The following is a 16,963-nucleotide window of genomic DNA, read 5'->3' as shown; positions in this document are numbered from 1 at the left end:
GTCGGCTGCTCCCGATACGATGGGCGCCGCACCCACCGACCGGGAGGACCCCATGATCACCGCCGCCGCCGACGGATCGGCGCTGGGCAACCCCGGCCCGGCCGGCTGGGCCTGGTATGTCGATGACGACCACTGGGCGGCCGGTGGCTGGCCCAATGCCACCAACAACCAGGGCGAGCTCACTGCCGTGCTCGAGCTTTTCCGGGCGACCGCGCATCTCGACGACGAGCTGCACGTGCTCTGCGACAGCCAGTACGTCATCAACAGCCTCACGAAGTGGATGTCGGGCTGGAAGCGCAAGGGATGGCGCAAGGCCGACGGCAAGCCGGTCATGAACGTCGAGCTCCTGCAGCTCCTCGATGCCGAGTTGGCGGGCCGCCGCTACCGCTTCGAGTGGGTGCGGGGCCACGTGGGGCACCCGCTCAACGAAGCCGCCGACGCGCGAGCCCGGGCCGCTGCCGAGGCGTACCGTCGGGGCGGTTCCGTGCCGTCGGGGCCGGGTTGGTCCTCCCGCCCCGATTCGGCGGTCGCAGCCGCACCGATGTCCGCCGAGCCCGACGCGGCGCTCGAGCCCGAGCTCGCTCCTGCGGCCGAGCTCGCTCCGGCCGAGGTCGCGTTCGCGGCGGCATCCGACGACGACGCCCTGTTCAGCCTCGACGAGCCCGTCGATGAGTGGCACACGATGACGCTCGAACTCACGACCGAGGAACTCGACCGGCTCGTGCAGCGTGCTCGCGCCGAGGGAGTCCCGCCCGAGGAGTTCCTGCGCGGCCTCATCTGAACGGGCCGCGGTCCGCTTCCGAGGCACTTCGCCCGCGCGCCGCCGCTCAGGCGGGCGAGTGGAACCGCTGCTGCGCGGCGACGAGCCCGTGCGAGACGATCTCCTCGATGGCGTCCGCGGCATCCGACAGCAGGTTCGGCAGCGCCTGGCGCTCGGTCGCCGAGAAGTCCTTCAGCACGAAGTCGGCCGCGTCCTGACGGCCCGGCGGCCGGCCGATGCCGACCCGCACCCGCGTGAACGCGGCGTTGTCGGTGGCCTTCGCGACGTCGCGGATGCCGTTGTGGCCGCCGTGGCCGCCGCCCTGCTTGAGGCGCACGGTGTCGAACGGGATGTCGAGCTCGTCGTGCACGATGATGAGCCGGTCGGCGGGCAGCGAGTAATACGTGACCAGTGCCGAGACCGGGCCGCCCGAGGTGTTCATGTAGCCGTTCGGCTTGGCGATGACGAGCTTGGGACCGCCTGGGCCGAGGAAGCCCTCGGCCACGCGCGATGGCGTCTTGTGGCTCTTGAACGTCGCACCGAGGCGGTCGGCGAGCTGGTCGGCGACCATCTGGCCGACGTTGTGCCGGTTCCCGGCGTACTGGGCGCCGGGGTTGCCGAGCCCGACCACGAGCCACGTGTTCTCAGCCACGGTGTCGTCCTTCCGGCGGCGCAGCCGATCGAGGAGGCCCATGGCGACTCCTTTCGACGGACGGCGGATGTTGCATGTTCTGACGAATGCGAGGGGCCCGCGGCCCGCCTCCGAGCGTACTCGGCTGCGGGGCCGCAGGCCCGTTGCGTGGCGCTGCGCGGCGGCGACTACTCCGACGGCTCGCCCTCGGACGCGCCTTCCTCGGCGCCCTCCGCGGCCTCACCCTCGCCCTCGCCTTCGGCAGCCTCAGCGGCCTCGGCCTCAGCGGCCTCCTCGCCGAGGTCGACCTTCTGCGGCACGTGCACGTTGACGACGAGCGTCTCCTCGTCGATGATGAGCGTCGCGCCCGAGGGGAGCTCGACGTCCTTCGCGTGGATCTGCGTGCCCTCCTCGAGGCCCTCGACCGACACGACGAGGGTCTCGGGAATGTGCGTGGCCTCGACCTCGAGCAGGAGGGTCTTGGCGTCGAGGTCGGCGATGGTGCCGGCGAACGGCTCGCCCTCGAGGTGCACGGGCACCTCCACCTGCACCCGCTCGCCGCGGCGGATGACGATGAGGTCGAGGTGCTCGATGACCTGGTGCACCGGGTCCTTCTGCACGTCCTTCACGAGGGCGAGCTGGCTCTTGCCGGAGATCTGCAGGTCGAGCACCGCGTTCGCCTTGCGGAGGAGCAGGGCGATCTGGTGGCCCGGCAGCGTGAGGTGCTGCGGGTCGGTGCCGTGACCGTACAGCACGGCGGGGATCTTGCCGGTCGCGCGGATCTTGCGAGCCGCGCCCTTGCCGAACGTGTCGCGCGGGGCCGCTTCGACCTTGTTGTCTTCGTCCATGGTGGTTCTCCTTGCGGGCTCACTCGGCCCAGATCGTGTGTCTGTGTTGTTTCGACTCGAACGCGCGCACATCTCGTGCGCAGTGCGTGAGGAACAGCCGTGAAGCCTGGATCCACCGCGTCGATCACGGATGTCGCGACCGGCCACGAGGCCGGCTGCGAGGCATCCCTCGCCGAAGTACAGTCGCCCAGTTTAGCGGATGTCGCGGAGCGCCGTGACCGCGGCCGAGACGACCTCGTCGACCGGGTCGGAGTTCTCGACGCGCACGCCGCGTTCGTCATGGTTGAGCGGTTCGAGCGCGCCGAGCTGCGAGTCGAGGAGCGTCGCGGGCATGAAATGGCCGGCGCGTCGGCTCACCCGCTCGCCGAGTTCGTCGCGCGCCACGACGAGTTCGACGAACACCGCCTCGGCGCAGGTCTCTCGAATGGCATCACGGTACGCGCGACGGAGCGCCGAGCACGCGACGACCCGGCCACCCTCCGCATCGGCGAGCGCAGCACCGATCAGGGCGAGCCAGGGCCCGCGATCGGCATCCTGCAGGGGGATGCCGGCCCGCATCTTGTCGACGTTCGCCTGCGGATGGAGGTCGTCGCCGTCGATGAAATCGAGCCGCGGGAACGACTGCGTCAATCGCTCGGCGAGGGCGGCACCGACCAACGACTTTCCGGCGCCGCTCGGCCCCATCACCACGATGCGGGGCGGGGCATCGGTTCCGGTCATGATGAGCAGGCTACTGCAGGGCTCTGATGCCTCAGGCCGGGCCGGCCGCAACTGCGGCCCTCACCGCAACGGGAGGCAACGGTGAGTCGCGCTCACAGTACGCTTGGTGCGACCCCCAGAACTCACGAGGAGAGCTTTCGTGCCTGAGAACGGATCTGCAAACATCGGCGTCGTCGGACTCGCGGTCATGGGGTCGAACCTCGCCCGCAACCTCGCGAGCCGCGACGGCAACACCGTGGCGGTGTTCAACCGCTCCCCCGAGCGCACGCAGACCCTCGTGACCGAGCACCCCGAGGCGGGCTTCGTGCCGTCCGAGGGCTACGACGAATTCGTTGCATCGCTCGCGAAGCCGCGCACCGCGATCATCATGGTGCAGGCCGGCAAGGGCACCGATGCGGTGATCTCCGAGCTCGTGAAGCGCTTCGAGCCGGGTGACATCATCGTCGACGGCGGCAATGCGAACTTCCACGACACCATCCGCCGCGAGGCCGAGATCAAGCCGACCGGCATCCACTTCGTGGGCATGGGCGTCTCGGGTGGCGAGGAGGGCGCGCTCAACGGCCCATCGCTGATGCCCGGCGGCACCGCCGAGTCGTACGACACGCTCGGCCCGATCCTGCAGACCATCGCCGCGATCGCCCCCGACGGTGAGCCGTGCGTGACGCACGTCGGCACCGACGGCGCCGGCCACTTCGTGAAGATGGTGCACAACGGCATCGAGTACGCCGACATGCAGCTCATCGCCGAGGCCTACGACCTCATCCGCCAGGGCACCGGCAAGAGCCCCGCCGAGATCGCCGACGTCTTCGCCGAGTGGAACACCGGCGAGCTCGAGAGCTACCTCATCGAGATCACCGCGGAGGTGCTGCGCCAGACGGATGCCGCGACGGGCCAGCCGCTCGTCGACGTCATCCTCGACGAGGCCGGCGCCAAGGGCACGGGCGCCTGGACGGTGCAGAACGCCCTGGAGCTCGGTGTGCCGACCTCGGGCATCGCCGAGGCGGTCTTCGCTCGCAGTCTCTCGTCGTCACGGGCGCAGCGCGCGGCTGCGGCCGACCTGCCGGGCCCGTCGGGCGACTGGAAGGTCGATGACGCCGACGCCTTCATCGAGGACGTGCGCCGGGCGCTGTACGCCTCGAAGATCATCGCCTACTCGCAGGGCTTCGACGAGATCGTCGCGGGTGCCGAGCAGTTCGGCTGGGAGGTCCAGAAGGGCGACATCGCGAAGATCTGGCGGGCCGGATGCATCATCCGCGCGCGCTTCCTCAACCGCATCGCGGAGGCGTACGCCGACGACCAGGGCCTCGTCGCCCTCGTCGTCGCCCCGTACTTCCGCGACGCGGTCGCCGGAGCGCAGGAGAGCTGGCGCCGCATCGTGTCGATCGCCGCGCAGGCGGGCATCCCCACGCCCGCGTTCTCATCGTCGCTCGCCTACTACGACGGCCTGCGCGCCGACCGCCTTCCGGCCGCGCTCATCCAGGGCCAGCGCGACTACTTCGGTGCGCACACGTACCGTCGCGTCGACCGCGAAGGCGTCTTCCACACGCTGTGGTCGGGCGACCGCAGCGAGATCGAGACGTCGCCCTCCTCGCACTGAGGAGGGGCGCACGCGAACGAGGGGCCGACGAGGAGGAGGCGAGGCGGATGCCGGAACCGACGTGGCGGAACGAGGGCACCGAGCCCGACTACCGCTTCACACTCGCGAACGAGCGCACGTTCCTCGCCTGGATCCGAACGGCGCTCGCACTGCTCGCGGGCGGCGTGCTATTGCACCAGTTCGCGACGCAACTCGATCCGAGGATCGTGGTCACCGTGCTCTCCGTCGCGCTCGGCGTCGTTGCGGCGGTGTTGAGCGTCGTGTCGTACACGAGGTGGCGCGCCAACGAGATCGCCATCCGGCACGGCAGGCCCCTCCCGTTCAGCTGGGTGCTGCCGGCCCTCGCGGCCGTGAGCCTCCTCACGAGTGCGGTGCTCGTGGTTCTGCTCATCGTCGCATGACCGGATATCGCATGAACCCAGGGCAGGCGTCGTGCGACCGCACGTGATCCCGGCGACCGGCGATCCGGGGCTCCAGCCCGAGCGCACCTCGCTCGCGTGGACGCGCACCGCGCTCGCGATCGCGGTGAACGCCCTGCTCTCCTTGCGCACGGGCCTCGTCGCCGGCGAGCCGTGGCTGGTTGCCGTGGGGGTGCTGCTGTTCGCGGCATCCGGCGCTGCCGTCGTGGTCGGCACCGTGCGCCGTCGGCAGCTGTCGGGCGAGCATCTCGTGATCACGCCGCCCAGCGGGGCCCTCGTGGGCGTCACGGCGGCGACGTTCGCCGCGAGCATCGGCGGTATCGCCTCCGTGTTCGTGGAGGCGGCGTCATGAGCGACCGGCCGCCTGAACTCGACGGCGAACCGCATGATGACGGGCCGGTGTACGGCGAGCGACGACGACGGGCCCTCCGCATCGCCGTGCTGGTGGCGCTCGGCGCACTCGTGCTGCCCGTCCTGCTCTCGGTCTACGGGGTGGCGCATTCGGCGGCGCAGCGAGCATGTGCGGTGTCGGTCAGGGCCTACGACACGGATGCGGCAGGCGCGCGAGTCGCCTTCGACCTGTTCGGTCCGGCCGGCCCGGGCTGGGCGTGCTTCGCCGTCGGCGCGAACGGGAGCGAGACGCTCGTCGCCGAACTCGGGCTCCTGCCGGGCGCCCCGCGCGTTCCCGGCGACGACGAGCGCAACACGTGACCGTGAGCGAGCGGTGCCTCAGCTGGTCGCGACGCCGATGACCCGGAGCAGGTCGAGCGCGGCGGCATCCGGCGTTCCCGCTTCGGCGGAGTAGGCGACGATCCGCAGGTCTGCGCCCTCCACGGTCAGCACATCGCAGTCGAGTTCGAGCAGCCCGACCTCGGGATGTTCGATCCGCTTGCGGTCGGAGACGTGGACCGCCACCTCGGAACGAGTCCAGAGCTCGGCGAATCGGGGTGACTGCACGAGGAGGTCATGCACGAGCTCGGCCAGCTCTCGGTCCTTCGGATAACGGGCGATCGCGCTCCTCAGGTCGGCGACGACGTCGGATTCGAGGGCTCGCCGTTCCGCGGGACTGTGACGCACCCGCCCCGACCCACCGACGAAGACCTGCCACGGCAGATTGCGTGCACGCGGCGCACCCTCGGCGGGAGCGCCCATCAGCGCATCCCACAGCGGACTCGACGTGACGAGCGTCCATCGGGCGTCGAACACGGCCACGGGGAGGTCGCGCATCCGCTCGACGAGGCGCTGCACGCCGGGCGTGACGTGCGCGTCGACGACCCCGGCCGACGGTGCGAGGAGTCCGGCGAGCAGGAACAGGTGGTCGCGCTCGGCCGTGGTGAGCCGAAGCGTGCGAGCGAGTGCCGAGAGCACCTGCGGCGACGGATGCTGCGAGCGACCCTGTTCGAGACGCGTGAGGTAATCCACGGAGACGCCGGCCGCGAGCGCGACCTCTTCGCGGCGGAGCCCCGCCGATCGCCGGTTCGAGCCGACCGGGATGCCCGCTTCACGCGGATCGGCACGATCGCGCCAGGCACGCAGCATCCGCCCGAGTTCCCGTTCCTCGACGCTCATCATCCGAGTATCGCCTGGATCGCGAGCCGGAGGGGTGGTACTGCCGGTCCCGGGATCGCGGGACGACTGGGCACGGTGCCCGCGGCATCCGACGATGAGGACATGACGATCACCCTCATCACCGGAAGCAACAAAGGCCTCGGATTCGAAACCGCCCGCGCGCTCATCGAGGCCGGCCACACGGTCTACCTCGGCGCTCGCGACCCCGATCGCGGCGCTGCGGCGGCCGCCGCACTCGGCGCCCACCATGTCACCCTCGACGTCACCGACGACGCCTCCGTCGCCGCGGCGGCGGCCGAGCTCGAGGCGCGCGAACGCCACCTCGACGTGCTCGTGAACAACGCCGGCATCGCGGGCACCCTCGATGCGCCGCGTGACACGAAGGCGGCGGCGGTGCGGGAGGTGTTCGAGACGAACGTCTTCGGCCTCGTGCGCATGACGCACGCCTTCATCCCGCTGCTCGAGCGTTCGGCGGCCCCCGTCATCGTGAACGTCGGCAGCGGCATGGGCTCGCTCACGGCCACGAACGACCCGACGCGGATCGAGTCGCAGCTCATCGGCATCGGCTACCCGTCGTCGAAGTCCGCGGTCAACATGATCACCTCGCAGTACGCGAGGGGTCTGCCGAGGTTCCGCGTCAACGTCGTGGACCCGGGCTACACCGCCACCGACCTCAACGGGCATCGTGGCACCCAGTCGATCGAGGAGGGCGCGGCGATCATCGTGCGCATGGCGAGCATCAGCGCGGATGGCCCCACGGGCGCGTTCGTGTCGGCATCGGGACCCGTCGCCTGGTGACCATGGGGCGTCGCCGGTCTGGGGCGATCAGCCCTCGGTCGGCGGCACCTCGTCGGGGAACACGCGCTTGTAGGTGCGCCCGTCGGGAAGCTGCACGGTCTCGGCGCGCAGGAGCCCGCGGGTGACGCGCTGGTAGATCGCCTGCGGCGTCACGCCGAGGCGCTTCGCGGCCTCCGAGACCGAGAGTCCGGGCAGGTCGGTGGCCGCGGTCGACGGGCGGTCGCGCTTGCGCTTGCGGCTCGCCTCGTGGCGGCTCGCGATGGCCTCGTCGTCGCCGGCCCACCGGTACTTCGCCGCCGAGGGGCTGAGGCCCGCGGCATCCGCCACCTCGTCCCACGTGGCACCAACGGCGAGCGCCTCGCGCACGGCCCGCAGCGCCGCCGGGTCGGCTTCGAGGGCGACCACGAGCGAGCGGATGCCTCGGAGCCGCTCGAGCGGCGGGGCATCCGACTCCCCCGACTGCTGCCCCTCCTCCGCCTCCCCGGCCTCGAGCGCGGCAAGGCGCTCGAGTGCCCGTGCGGCGTCGGCGGAGAGGAACGACACGACGCTCCGGTCAGTCGGCCAGGAGGGTGTTGCGCACCTCGCGGCGCAGCACCTTGCCGATGAGCGAGCGGGGCAGGTCGTCGGCCTGCACGATGCGACGCGGCACCTTGTAGGGCGTGAGCTCGTTGCGTGCGAAGTCGCGGATCGCGGCCTCGTCGAGCGTCGCCCCCTGCCGGAGCACGACGACGGCGACGACCTCCTCGCCGGTCCGCTCGTCGGGAACGCCGACGACCGCGCAGTCCTCCACGTCGGGGTGGTGACGGATCGCCTCCTCGACCTCGCTCGGGGCGACGTTGAACCCGCCCGTGATGATGAGCTCCTTGATGCGGTCGACCACGCGGACGAAGCCCTCGTCGTCGATCGCGACGATGTCGCCGGTGCGGAACCACGGCGCGCCGCCCGCGGGATCCTCGACGAACACGGCCTCGGTCTCGTCGGGCTTGAGCCAGTAGCTCGAGAACACCTGCGGGCCGCGCACGATGAGCTCGCCCTCGGCGCCCGGCTCGCGGTCGACGGTCGGCTGCTCGGGGTCGACGACGCGCGCCTCGGTCGACGGCAGCGGCAGGCCGACCGTGCCGGCCTTGCGGTTGGGCGCCACGGGGTTCGCCATGAGCACGGGTGAGCACTCCGACAGTCCGTACCCCTCGACGAGGTAGCCGCCCGTGGCCGCCTCCCACGGCTCCACCACGTCGGCCGAGAGCGGCATGGCGCCCGAGATGGCGATCTCGATGCCGCGGAGCGACACGCCCTCTGCCGCGGCCGACTTCGTGAGCCGGTCGTAGATCGGCGGCACGGCGGGCAGGAACGTCGGCGGATGCTGCTTCACGGCCTTCAGCACGAGGTCGGGGTCGAACTTCGGGAAGAGCACGAGCCGCGAGCCCATGCTCATCGCGAAGGTGAGGCACAGCGTCAGCCCGTAGGCGTGGAACATCGGCAGCACGGCGTAGACGACGGACGTGCCGCGCTCGACCTGCGGCACCCAGGCCCGCGCCTGCGCCGCGTTCACGCCGAGGTTCGCGTGCGTCAGCACGGCGCCCTTGGGGCTTCCGGTGGTGCCGCTCGTGTACTGGATGACCGCGACGTCGTCGGGCCCCGGCGCCACGATGTGCGCGTCGATGGGGTCGGATGCCACGAGCCGCTGCCACGGCATGGCGCCACGGACCTTCGTGGTGAGCGCGGCCCGCGACTCGCGCGCCTTCGCGACGGGCAGCCGCAGCATGGCGCGCATGAGTGCCGGCATCGCCTGGGTGAGGTCGACCGACACGATCTGCTGCACGGCGATATCGGATGGGAAGGCCTGGATCGACTCGACCACCTTGTCCCAGGCGATCACGACACGGGCGCCGTGATCCTCGAACTGGTGACGCAGCTCACGCGGCGTGTAGAGCGGATTGTGCTCCACGACGATGGCCCCGAGGCGCAGCACGGCGTAGAACGCCACCACGTGCTGCGGGCAGTTCGGCAGCACGATCGCGACCGGGTCGCCCTTCTGCACGCCGAGCAGGCGCAGGCCCTCGGCGGCACGATCGATCTGCGCACCGAGCTCGGCGTAGGTCGTCGTCGCGCCGAAGAACTCGAGCGCGACGTTCTCGCCGTGCTGCTCGACCGAACCTCGTACGAGGTCGTAGAGCGAGCCCTGTGGCGGTTCGATGTCGTGCGGCACGCCCTCGGCGTAGCTCGAGAGCCAGGGACGGGGGGTCGTGATGGCCATGGCTCAGGCCGCGCCGTCGAACATGCTCGTGACCGAGCCGTCTTCGAACACCTCGCGGATCGCGCGGGCGAGGAGCGGGGCGATGGGCAGCACCGTGAGGCGATCCCATCGTTTCGCCTCGGGAACGGGCAGTGTGTCGGTGACGACGACGCGGTCGATCGACTCGTTCTGCAGGATGTCGACGGCCGGAGTGGAGAAGACCGCGTGCGTCGCGGCGACCACGACGCCGATCGCGCCGTTCGCCTTCAGGGCCTCGGCGGCCTTCACGATGGTGCGGCCGGTGTCGATGAGGTCGTCGACGAGCAGGCACACCCGACCCTCGACCGTGCCGACGATCTCGTGCACCGACACCTGGTTCGGCACCAGCGGGTCGCGACGCTTGTGGATGATGGCGAGGGGCGCGCCGAGCTTGTCGCTCCAGATGTCGGCGACGCGCACGCGGCCCATGTCGGGCGACACGACGGTCAGGGTCTGCGGGTCGAGGAGCTTGCGGAAGTGCTCGAGCAGCACCGGCATGGCGAACAGGTGGTCGACCGGCCCGTCGAAGAAGCCCTGGATCTGCGCGGCGTGCAGGTCGATCGACATGATGCGGTCGGCACCGGCGGCCTTGTAGAGATCGGCGACCAGTCGCGCCGAGATCGGCTCCCGGCCCCGGCCCTTCTTGTCCTGGCGGGCGTACGGGTAGAACGGCGAGACGACCGTGATGCGCTTGGCGGACGCCCGCTTCAGGGCGTCGACCATGATGAGCTGTTCCATGAGCCACTCGTTGATCGGCGCCGCGTGCGACTGGATGACGAACGCGTCGGTGCCGCGGACGCTCTCGTCGAAGCGGGCGTACAGCTCGCCGTTCGCGAACGTGCGCGCGTCGGTGGGCATCAGCTCGGTGCCGAGCTCCGCGGCGATCTGCTCGGCGAGCGCGGGGTGGGCCCGACCGCTCACCAGCACGAGGCGTTTCGATCCGGTGGTCTCGATTCCAGCCATGTGGCTTGTCCTCTCCACCAGCCTCGACCGGTGCGTCAGTCTTCGACGGGGGCGGACGCCGCTTCAGCAGCCTCGGCGGCCTCAGCGGCCTGAGCCGCCGCGGTGCCGGGCCGATGCTTGCGGACCCATCCCTCGATGTTGCGTTGGGGTGCCACGTTCACGCCGAGCGCGCCCGCGGGAATGTCCTTTCGAACGACCGTGCCGGCGCCCGTGTAGGCTCCGTCACCAATCCTAACGGGCGCGACGAACACGCCGTGCGAGCCGGTGCGCACGTGCGAGCCGACATCCGAGTGGTGCTTCCGCACGCCGTCGTAGTTCGCGAAGATCGAGCCGGCGCCGATGTTCGAGTGCTCCCCGATGGTCGCATCACCGACGTACGAGAGGTGCGGCACCTTGCTGCCGGTGCCGATCTTCGCGTTCTTCGTCTCGACGAACGTGCCGATCTTGCCGTCGGTGCCGAGCACCGTGCCCGGCCGCAGGTAGGCGAAGGGACCCACGGATGCTCCGGCGCCGATGACCGACAGTGTGGCATCCGTGCGCTTCACCTCGGCGTTCTCGCCGACCTCGCAGTCGACGAGGGTCGTGTCGGGCCCGACCACGGCGCCCGTCGCGATGACGGTGGCGCCCTTCAGCTGGGTGCCCGGGCGGATGGTCACGTCGGGCCGGATCGTCACGTCGAGGTCGATCCAGGTGGTCGCGGGGTCCTCGATGGTGACACCGTTCAGCTGCCACCCGCGCACGATGAGGGCGTTGAGGCGCGCGGCGGTCTCGGACAGCTGTGCCCGGTCGTTGATGCCCGCGACGAGCCACGGCTGCGACACGGGCACGGCCTCCACCTCGCTCCCGGCCTCGCGCAGGTGCTGGATGACGTCGGTGAGGTACTTCTCGCCCTGCGCGTTGTCGGTCGTGAGGTTCGCGAGCTGGTCGCGCAGGGCGCTCGCGCCGAACGCGTAGATGCCCGCGTTGATCTCGGCGATACCGCGCTCGTCGTCGGTCGCGTCCTTCTGCTCGACGATGCGGCGGAACGCGCCGCGCTCGTCGCGCACGATGCGTCCGTAGCCGCTGGGGTCGTCGTACATGGCCGAGAGCACGGATGCCTGCGCGGCGTGGCCGCGGTGCTGCTCCAGGAACGCGGCGAGCGTGTCGGCGTCGAGCAGCGGCACGTCGCCGTTGAGCACGAGGACCTCGCCCTCGAAGTCGGCGGGGAGCGCCGCGAGTGCCTGCTCGACGGCGCGGCCGGTGCCGGGGACCTCGTCCTGGTCGACGACGACGCAGGCCGGGAAGACCGATTCGACCGCGGCGGCGACCTGGTCGCGCTCGTGGCGCACGACGGCGATGACGTGCGCGGCGTCGAGCGCCTGCGCCGTGCGGAGCACGTGCGAGACGATCGGCGAACCCGCGAGCGGGTGCAGGAGCTTCGGGGTGGCCGATTTCATGCGCGTGCCCTGGCCGGCGGCGAGGACGATGATGGCGAGTTGTTGATCCATGCTCCGCCACCAGGATTCGAACCTGGTCCTCACAGCTCCAAAGGCTGTCGTGCTGCCGTTACACCATGGCGGACCGCGTCCGGACGCGCCGGTCGCGCAGACAAGTCTGCCATGGCACACGGGGGTGCTCGGGGCATCCGACCTCTTGTTATGTGACCTTTTGGTCACGTATTATGGATGCCGATGGATGATGACGATGAGGTGTTCAAGGCGCTGGCCGATCCAACGAGACGCCGTCTGCTCGATCACCTGTTCGAGCACGACGGCGCCCGGCTGGCCGACCTCGAGGGTCTCGCCGAGATGACGCGGTTCGGGGTCATGAAGCATCTCCGGGTCCTCGAGGAGGCCGGGCTCGTCAGCACACGCCGCTCGGGCCGGGAGAAGCTGCACTACCTGAACGCCGTGCCCATCCGACTCATCCACGACCGATGGATCGACAAGTACCGGGTCGGGCCCGCCTCGGCGCTCGCCGACCTCAAACGGGAGCTGGAGGAACCGACATGACGACGACGACGACGCAGATCTACCACGTCTTCATTCGCGCCACCGCGGAGGAGGTCTGGGAGGCGATCACGCGCCCCGAACACACCGTGAGGTACTTCTACGGGGCGAGCATCGACACCACGGAGCATGAGCGCATCAACCGCGGTCCCGACGGCTCGGATTGGGGCACCGAGGCCGTGCTCGAGTTCGACCCGCCGCGGCGACTGGTGCACGAGTGGAGGTCGGGCTATGACGAGGAACTCGCCGCGGAGCCGGCGAGTCGAGTCACGTGGGAGATCTCGCCGAGCGACGACGGGACCTGCCTGGTGACGCTGACCCACGACCGGCTCGAGGGGTCGCCGAAGACCGCCGAGGGTGTCGAGGGCACCGGCTGGATGTACGTGCTGAGCGCCCTGAAGACCGTGCTCGAGTCCGGAGCATCGCTCGTGAAGTCCCCCTGAGCGGGTGCGACCTTCCCGGAGGCCGCACTCGCCGTCCCCCGGCCGGGATAATGGCGGAATGACGGAAGCTGACGAGGTCGACCGGATCGTGCGCGACTGGGAGCGCGAGCGACCCGACCTCGACTTCGCGCCCCTGCAGGTGCTGTCGCGCGTCGCCCGCCTCTCGAAGCACCTCGATCGCGCGAGGCGCCAGGCGTTCACGCGTTCGGAGCTCGAGTCGAGCGAGTTCGACGTGCTTTCGGCGCTGCGTCGTGCGGGTGCGCCCTACCGGCTTTCGCCGAAGCAGCTGCTGCAGCAGACGCTCGTCTCGAGCGGCACGATGACCAACCGCATCGACCGGCTCGTCGAGCGCGGACTCGTGACGCGTCAGACCGACCCGCATGATGGCCGCGGCATCCTCGTCGAGATGACGCCGTCGGGCCTCACCCGCGTGGATGCGGCGATCACCCGTCTTGTCGACGCGGAGGCGGAACTGCTTTCGGAGCTGCCCGCCGCCGAACAGAAGCGGCTGGCGGTGCTGCTTCGGAAACTGAGCCTCGGGTTCGACTGAGGGAACCGATCGACCGTATGCGCGCCAGACGGGAAGTCGCAGATGGCGGGTCGAACGATGCATCCGCGACTTCTCGATCAGGTAGCAGACGAGGCGGCAATGACGATCAGCCCTCAGCCCGTCACGCGTAGTCGTCTGCCGCGAACCAGCGCACGCCGCCGCTGTGCAGAACGAGTTGCGCCCGCACGACGACTTCCTCCGCACGGCACGCCTCGGCGAGCGAGCGCGCCCAATCGCGGTCGCCCGGCGTCGTCTCGGCGCCGCCCGGACGCTCCCACACGAAGACGACCTTCGCCGCCCCGACCTGCTCGACGACCGCCGCGAGGCGATCGGCGATCAGCTGGGCCGCCGTGCCGCCTTCGCCGCTCGGCTCGTCGGGCCGCGCGGGGTAGCCGGCCATTGGCATGAGGAGCGGCAATTGCACGTCATCGTCGTCGAGGTAGAGGGTCCACCACTGACGCCGGATGGCATTCCGGAGAAGGAGCGCCACGCGCTCCTCCACGTCTCGGTCGGTCGTGATGGGAAGGCGTGCGGCCTCGTCGGCATGGAGTCGGGTCATGCGGTGATCGTGGTGGACACCGCGGCACCGCGACATCCGCTCGGCACCTGCTGTGCACCGCCAGAGGCCCGACCGGCCTGAGGAGGACGAGTGGCGACCCGCAGCACCGCCCCTACCGGCGCAGCACCTTGCGCGCGAGCCAGTTGCCGAGGAACTGCACGACCTGCACGAACACGACGATGAGCAGCACCGCCGCCCACGTGACGGCCGGCTCGAACTGCCGGTACCCGTACACGAGGGCGAAGTTGCCGAGCCCGCCGCCGCCGATGAAGCCCGCGACCGCGGTCATGTCGACGATCGCGACGAGCACGAACGTGTAGCCCAGGATGAGCGGCCCCAGCGCCTCCGGGATCACGACGGTGCGCAGGATGCGCAGCGGCCCGGCACCCATCGACTTGGCCGCCTCGATCACGCCGGGCGACACGGTGAGGAGGTTCTGCTCAACGATGCGCGCGATGGCGAACGACGCCGCGAGCGACAACGCGAAGATGAGCGCGTTGTTGCCGATGCCCGTGCCGATGACGAGCCGCGACAGCGGCTGCACCGCGGCGATGAAGATGATGAACGGGATCGGCCGGAAGAAGTTGATCACGACGTTCAGCACGTTGAACACGACGCGGTTCGACAGGAGGCTTCCGGGCCGTGTCGTGGAGAGCCCGATGCCGATCAGGAGGCCGGCGACGCCGCCGAACAGCAACGTGAGGGCGACCATGTAGAGCGTCTCGGCGGACGCGACCCAGAACTCGGAGCCCAGCTCAAGCAGGCGATCCATCAGCGCGCCTCCGTCACGTCGACCCGCGCGGCGATGCGCGCGAGGGCGGCGTCGATCGCGGCATCCGGCCCTCGCAAGGCCAGGGTGAGATGCCCGAACGCGCGCCCCTGGATGTCGTTGATGCCGCCGTAGACGAGCTCGAACTCCACGCCCGCGTTCGCGAGTTCGAGGAAGACCGAGGCCTGCGACGAGTCACCGTCGCGGAACGAGATCGTCGCGATGCGGCCCTCGTGACGCTCGCGCAGCACCGCGAGCTCGACGGGCGACGGGATGCCCTTCACGACCGTCGCCACGAACCGCTGCGACGACGGGTTCTGCGGGTCGGAGAACACGTCGAAGACGTCGCCGCGCTCGATGACCCGACCGCGGTCCATGACGGCGACCTTCGTCGCGATCGACTGGATGACGTCCATCTCATGCGTGATGACGATGATCGTGACGCCGAACTCGCGGTTCACGCGTTTCAGTAGCTCGAGCACCTCGTGCGTCGTCTCGGGGTCGAGCGCGCTCGTCGCCTCGTCGGCGAGCAGCAGCTGCGGCGAGGTCGCAAGCGCTCGGGCGATGCCGACGCGCTGCTTCTGGCCGCCCGAGAGCTGGTCGGGGTGGTTCCGCGCCTTGTCGGCGAGCCCGACGAAGTCGAGCAGCTCGTCGACACGCGCCCCGATCTCGGCCTTGGGCCGGCCTGCGACGGTGAGCGGATACGCGACGTTCGCGCGCACCGTCTTCGAGTTGAAGAGATTGAACTGCTGGAAGATCATGCCGATGCCGAGCCGCATCCGGCGCAGCTCCCGCTCGCTCATCACGGTGATCTCGCGACCGTCGACCTCGATGCTTCCGGATGTCGCGGGCTCGAGCGCGTTGACGAGCCGCACGAGCGTCGACTTCCCCGCGCCCGAGTAGCCGATGATGCCGTAGACGTCACCGGCGTCGACCTCGAGCGTCACGTCGTCGATGGCGACGACGGGCGAGCTTCCCGCGGGACCCGGATAGGTCTTGCTGACGTTCCTGAGCTCGACGAGCGCCATGTGAAGTCCCTACTTCCCGGCGGAAGTCCCTACTTCCCGGCGGCCTCGGTGTCGGACTCGACCTTGGCGAGCGACTCGACGAGGTCGGCGACCGGCGTCTGCACCGAGAGGCCGGTGCCGCCCGAGGACTCGAGGAGTCCGGCCTGCACCTCGGGGTCGGTCTGGAAGATCTCGACGAGCTTCAGGTACGTCTCGTTCTCGGCGTCGTCGGCGCGGGTCGCGAAGATGTTGACGTAGGGCAGCGCGTTCGGGTCGCTGGGGTCGTCCTTCGCGATGGCGTCCTCGAAGGTGAGGCCGGCGTCCTCTACGAAGTCATTGTTGATGATCGCGGCGGCAACGTCGGGAAGCGACGTCGGCGTGAGCGACGCCTCGAGGGCGGTCACCTTGACCTTCGACTTCGCCTCGTCGATGTCGGCGAGGTCGGAGAAGATCGTGCCGCCGCTCTTCAGCTCGACGAGGCCGGCCGACTGCAGCACGAGCAGGGCGCGAGCCTGGTTCGAGGCGTCGTTCGGTACCGCGACGGTCTCGCCGGCCGGGATGTCCTTCACCGAGTCGTACCTCGTCGAGTAGAGCCCGAGCGGGTAGATCGCCGTGGACCCGATGGGCGTGAGGTCCTCCCCGGCCGAGACGTTGTAATCGGCGAGGTACACGATGTGCTGGAACTGGTTGAGGTCGAGCTCGCCCTCGGTCGTCGCCGGGTTCGGCTGGGCGTAATCCGAGAAGTCGATGATCTCGATCGTGATGCCCTCATCGGCAGCGGCCTCCTCGAAGGCGGCCCACTGCGGGTCACCCTTACCGACGACGCCGATCTTCACGATGTCGTCGCCGGCGGTCTCGCCCGCGGCGGGAGCCGCGCAGGCCGCGAGGCCCGCGAGCAGCGGGACGGTGGCCAGGGCGGCGAGGAGCTTGGTGGTGGTGCGTGACATTCCTGTGGTTTCCCTTTCGCGTGGGCGCACGCGATCGGGTGCTGATGGCTGGGAGGCAGGGCTCCGCCAGGTGAGTCGTGACGAGGGGGCGACGTTGCCGCGAACGCGGGCGCATCAACCACG

General features: G+C 70.1%; 21 protein-coding genes and 1 tRNA gene. 9 read left to right on the top strand and 13 right to left on the bottom strand.

What is annotated here, in order from left to right; all coding sequences use genetic code 11:
- Window positions 1–52 precede the first annotated feature (52 nt).
- A complete protein-coding gene (locus tag AB0K73_RS11980; protein WP_360513630.1) occupies window positions 53–781 on the top strand; it encodes a ribonuclease H in 729 nt (242 codons plus the stop codon).
- Window positions 782–827: 46 nt separating this feature from the next.
- Here the strand turns inward: AB0K73_RS11980 and pth are convergent, their stop codons facing one another.
- From pth to AB0K73_RS11965, 3 genes are all read right to left on the bottom strand, one after another.
- The gene (gene pth, locus AB0K73_RS11975; RefSeq protein WP_360513717.1) at window positions 828–1,412 is read right to left on the bottom strand and encodes an aminoacyl-tRNA hydrolase; all 585 of its coding nucleotides are present in this window, start codon (window positions 1,410–1,412) and stop codon (window positions 828–830) included.
- A 167-nt stretch (window positions 1,413–1,579) separates the two neighbouring features.
- Window positions 1,580–2,239, bottom strand: coding sequence for a 50S ribosomal protein L25/general stress protein Ctc (locus tag AB0K73_RS11970; RefSeq protein ID WP_360513632.1), 660 nt, complete (start codon window positions 2,237–2,239; stop codon window positions 1,580–1,582).
- 192 nt (window positions 2,240–2,431) lie between these two features.
- The gene (locus AB0K73_RS11965) at window positions 2,432–2,959 is read right to left on the bottom strand and encodes a gluconokinase (protein ID WP_360513634.1); all 528 of its coding nucleotides are present in this window, start codon (window positions 2,957–2,959) and stop codon (window positions 2,432–2,434) included.
- Between the two features lie 139 nt (window positions 2,960–3,098).
- Between AB0K73_RS11965 and gndA the strand changes: the two genes are divergently transcribed.
- From gndA to AB0K73_RS11945, 4 genes are read left to right on the top strand one after another with little or no spacing between them, the layout of a single operon-like run.
- Window positions 3,099–4,556: an NADP-dependent phosphogluconate dehydrogenase gene (gndA, locus tag AB0K73_RS11960; RefSeq protein WP_360513636.1), complete on the top strand. Its 1,458-nt coding sequence runs from the start codon at window positions 3,099–3,101 to the stop codon at window positions 4,554–4,556.
- A 47-nt stretch (window positions 4,557–4,603) separates the two neighbouring features.
- Window positions 4,604–4,957: a DUF202 domain-containing protein gene (locus AB0K73_RS11955; RefSeq protein ID WP_360513638.1), complete on the top strand. Its 354-nt coding sequence runs from the start codon at window positions 4,604–4,606 to the stop codon at window positions 4,955–4,957.
- Between the two features lie 31 nt (window positions 4,958–4,988).
- A complete protein-coding gene (locus AB0K73_RS11950) occupies window positions 4,989–5,327 on the top strand; it encodes a DUF202 domain-containing protein (RefSeq protein WP_360513640.1) in 339 nt (112 codons plus the stop codon).
- Window positions 5,324–5,686, top strand: coding sequence for a hypothetical protein (locus tag AB0K73_RS11945; protein ID WP_360513642.1), 363 nt, complete (start codon window positions 5,324–5,326; stop codon window positions 5,684–5,686). The genes AB0K73_RS11950 and AB0K73_RS11945 overlap by 4 nt, the downstream gene beginning before the upstream one ends.
- Before the next feature lie 18 nt (window positions 5,687–5,704).
- Here the strand turns inward: AB0K73_RS11945 and AB0K73_RS11940 are convergent, their stop codons facing one another.
- A complete protein-coding gene (locus AB0K73_RS11940; protein WP_360513644.1) occupies window positions 5,705–6,544 on the bottom strand; it encodes a helix-turn-helix transcriptional regulator in 840 nt (279 codons plus the stop codon).
- Window positions 6,545–6,646: 102 nt separating this feature from the next.
- On the opposite strand from AB0K73_RS11940, the gene AB0K73_RS11935 reads away from it, so the two are divergent.
- Window positions 6,647–7,342 (top strand): SDR family NAD(P)-dependent oxidoreductase, encoded by a 696-nt coding sequence (locus tag AB0K73_RS11935; protein ID WP_360513646.1) that lies wholly within the window; start codon window positions 6,647–6,649, stop codon window positions 7,340–7,342.
- A 27-nt stretch (window positions 7,343–7,369) separates the two neighbouring features.
- Here the strand turns inward: AB0K73_RS11935 and AB0K73_RS11930 are convergent, their stop codons facing one another.
- From AB0K73_RS11930 to AB0K73_RS11910, 5 genes are all read right to left on the bottom strand, one after another.
- Window positions 7,370–7,885, bottom strand: coding sequence for a hypothetical protein (locus AB0K73_RS11930; RefSeq protein ID WP_360513648.1), 516 nt, complete (start codon window positions 7,883–7,885; stop codon window positions 7,370–7,372).
- 10 nt (window positions 7,886–7,895) lie between these two features.
- On the bottom strand, window positions 7,896–9,596 hold the full coding sequence (locus AB0K73_RS11925; RefSeq protein ID WP_360513650.1) for a long-chain-fatty-acid--CoA ligase: 1,701 nt from the start codon (window positions 9,594–9,596) through the stop codon (window positions 7,896–7,898).
- 3 nt (window positions 9,597–9,599) lie between these two features.
- The gene (locus AB0K73_RS11920) at window positions 9,600–10,577 is read right to left on the bottom strand and encodes a ribose-phosphate diphosphokinase (protein WP_360513652.1); all 978 of its coding nucleotides are present in this window, start codon (window positions 10,575–10,577) and stop codon (window positions 9,600–9,602) included.
- A 35-nt stretch (window positions 10,578–10,612) separates the two neighbouring features.
- Window positions 10,613–12,064, bottom strand: a complete 1,452-nt coding sequence (gene glmU, locus AB0K73_RS11915; RefSeq protein WP_360513654.1) for a bifunctional UDP-N-acetylglucosamine diphosphorylase/glucosamine-1-phosphate N-acetyltransferase GlmU — start codon at window positions 12,062–12,064, stop codon at window positions 10,613–10,615.
- Window position 12,065: 1 nt separating this feature from the next.
- Window positions 12,066–12,137: transfer RNA gene (locus AB0K73_RS11910), tRNA-Gln, on the bottom strand.
- 110 nt (window positions 12,138–12,247) lie between these two features.
- Here AB0K73_RS11910 and AB0K73_RS11905 point away from each other — a divergent pair.
- The 3 genes from AB0K73_RS11905 to AB0K73_RS11895 are packed head-to-tail and all read left to right on the top strand — an operon-like array spanning window position 12,248 to window position 13,558.
- Window positions 12,248–12,568, top strand: coding sequence for a metalloregulator ArsR/SmtB family transcription factor (locus AB0K73_RS11905; protein WP_360513656.1), 321 nt, complete (start codon window positions 12,248–12,250; stop codon window positions 12,566–12,568).
- The gene (locus AB0K73_RS11900; protein WP_360513658.1) at window positions 12,565–13,008 is read left to right on the top strand and encodes an SRPBCC domain-containing protein; all 444 of its coding nucleotides are present in this window, start codon (window positions 12,565–12,567) and stop codon (window positions 13,006–13,008) included. Before AB0K73_RS11905 ends, AB0K73_RS11900 begins: the two co-directional genes overlap by 4 nt.
- Window positions 13,009–13,066: 58 nt before the next feature.
- Window positions 13,067–13,558, top strand: coding sequence for a MarR family transcriptional regulator (locus AB0K73_RS11895; protein WP_360513660.1), 492 nt, complete (start codon window positions 13,067–13,069; stop codon window positions 13,556–13,558).
- Between the two features lie 121 nt (window positions 13,559–13,679).
- Here AB0K73_RS11895 and AB0K73_RS11890 read toward each other — a convergent pair whose 3' ends face one another.
- From AB0K73_RS11890 to AB0K73_RS11875, 4 genes are all read right to left on the bottom strand, one after another.
- A complete protein-coding gene (locus AB0K73_RS11890; RefSeq protein WP_360513662.1) occupies window positions 13,680–14,117 on the bottom strand; it encodes a hypothetical protein in 438 nt (145 codons plus the stop codon).
- A 112-nt stretch (window positions 14,118–14,229) separates the two neighbouring features.
- A complete protein-coding gene (locus tag AB0K73_RS11885) occupies window positions 14,230–14,889 on the bottom strand; it encodes a methionine ABC transporter permease (RefSeq protein WP_360513664.1) in 660 nt (219 codons plus the stop codon).
- The gene (locus AB0K73_RS11880) at window positions 14,889–15,914 is read right to left on the bottom strand and encodes a methionine ABC transporter ATP-binding protein (protein ID WP_360513667.1); all 1,026 of its coding nucleotides are present in this window, start codon (window positions 15,912–15,914) and stop codon (window positions 14,889–14,891) included. Before AB0K73_RS11880 ends, AB0K73_RS11885 begins: the two co-directional genes overlap by 1 nt.
- A gap of 29 nt (window positions 15,915–15,943) precedes the next feature.
- Window positions 15,944–16,840, bottom strand: a complete 897-nt coding sequence (locus AB0K73_RS11875; protein ID WP_360513669.1) for a MetQ/NlpA family ABC transporter substrate-binding protein — start codon at window positions 16,838–16,840, stop codon at window positions 15,944–15,946.
- Window positions 16,841–16,963: the final 123 nt, after the last annotated feature.

It is taken from the genome of Agromyces sp. NPDC052230 (assembly GCF_040679595.1).
Lineage (GTDB): Bacteria > Actinomycetota > Actinomycetes > Actinomycetales > Microbacteriaceae > Agromyces.
This window is presented reverse-complemented; position numbering and strand designations above follow the sequence as displayed.

What these genes read in the sequence shown, in the direction of transcription:
- AB0K73_RS11970 (WP_360513632.1), bottom strand. Translation starts at nt 2,239, where the DNA reads ATGGACGAAGACAACAAGGTCGAAGCGGCCCCGCGCGACACGTTCGGC.
- AB0K73_RS11925 (WP_360513650.1), bottom strand. Translation starts at nt 9,596, where the DNA reads ATGGCCATCACGACCCCCCGTCCCTGGCTCTCGAGCTACGCCGAGGGC.
- AB0K73_RS11935 (WP_360513646.1), top strand. Translation starts at nt 6,647, where the DNA reads ATGACGATCACCCTCATCACCGGAAGCAACAAAGGCCTCGGATTCGAA.
- AB0K73_RS11885 (WP_360513664.1), bottom strand. Translation starts at nt 14,889, where the DNA reads ATGGATCGCCTGCTTGAGCTGGGCTCCGAGTTCTGGGTCGCGTCCGCC.
- AB0K73_RS11980 (WP_360513630.1), top strand. Translation starts at nt 53, where the DNA reads ATGATCACCGCCGCCGCCGACGGATCGGCGCTGGGCAACCCCGGCCCG.
- AB0K73_RS11905 (WP_360513656.1), top strand. Translation starts at nt 12,248, where the DNA reads ATGGATGATGACGATGAGGTGTTCAAGGCGCTGGCCGATCCAACGAGA.
- AB0K73_RS11900 (WP_360513658.1), top strand. Translation starts at nt 12,565, where the DNA reads ATGACGACGACGACGACGCAGATCTACCACGTCTTCATTCGCGCCACC.
- AB0K73_RS11965 (WP_360513634.1), bottom strand. Translation starts at nt 2,959, where the DNA reads ATGACCGGAACCGATGCCCCGCCCCGCATCGTGGTGATGGGGCCGAGC.
- AB0K73_RS11940 (WP_360513644.1), bottom strand. Translation starts at nt 6,544, where the DNA reads ATGAGCGTCGAGGAACGGGAACTCGGGCGGATGCTGCGTGCCTGGCGC.
- AB0K73_RS11875 (WP_360513669.1), bottom strand. Translation starts at nt 16,840, where the DNA reads ATGTCACGCACCACCACCAAGCTCCTCGCCGCCCTGGCCACCGTCCCG.
- AB0K73_RS11895 (WP_360513660.1), top strand. Translation starts at nt 13,067, where the DNA reads ATGACGGAAGCTGACGAGGTCGACCGGATCGTGCGCGACTGGGAGCGC.
- glmU (WP_360513654.1), bottom strand. Translation starts at nt 12,064, where the DNA reads ATGGATCAACAACTCGCCATCATCGTCCTCGCCGCCGGCCAGGGCACG.
- AB0K73_RS11880 (WP_360513667.1), bottom strand. Translation starts at nt 15,914, where the DNA reads ATGGCGCTCGTCGAGCTCAGGAACGTCAGCAAGACCTATCCGGGTCCC.
- AB0K73_RS11890 (WP_360513662.1), bottom strand. Translation starts at nt 14,117, where the DNA reads ATGACCCGACTCCATGCCGACGAGGCCGCACGCCTTCCCATCACGACC.
- AB0K73_RS11920 (WP_360513652.1), bottom strand. Translation starts at nt 10,577, where the DNA reads ATGGCTGGAATCGAGACCACCGGATCGAAACGCCTCGTGCTGGTGAGC.
- AB0K73_RS11955 (WP_360513638.1), top strand. Translation starts at nt 4,604, where the DNA reads ATGCCGGAACCGACGTGGCGGAACGAGGGCACCGAGCCCGACTACCGC.
- AB0K73_RS11945 (WP_360513642.1), top strand. Translation starts at nt 5,324, where the DNA reads ATGAGCGACCGGCCGCCTGAACTCGACGGCGAACCGCATGATGACGGG.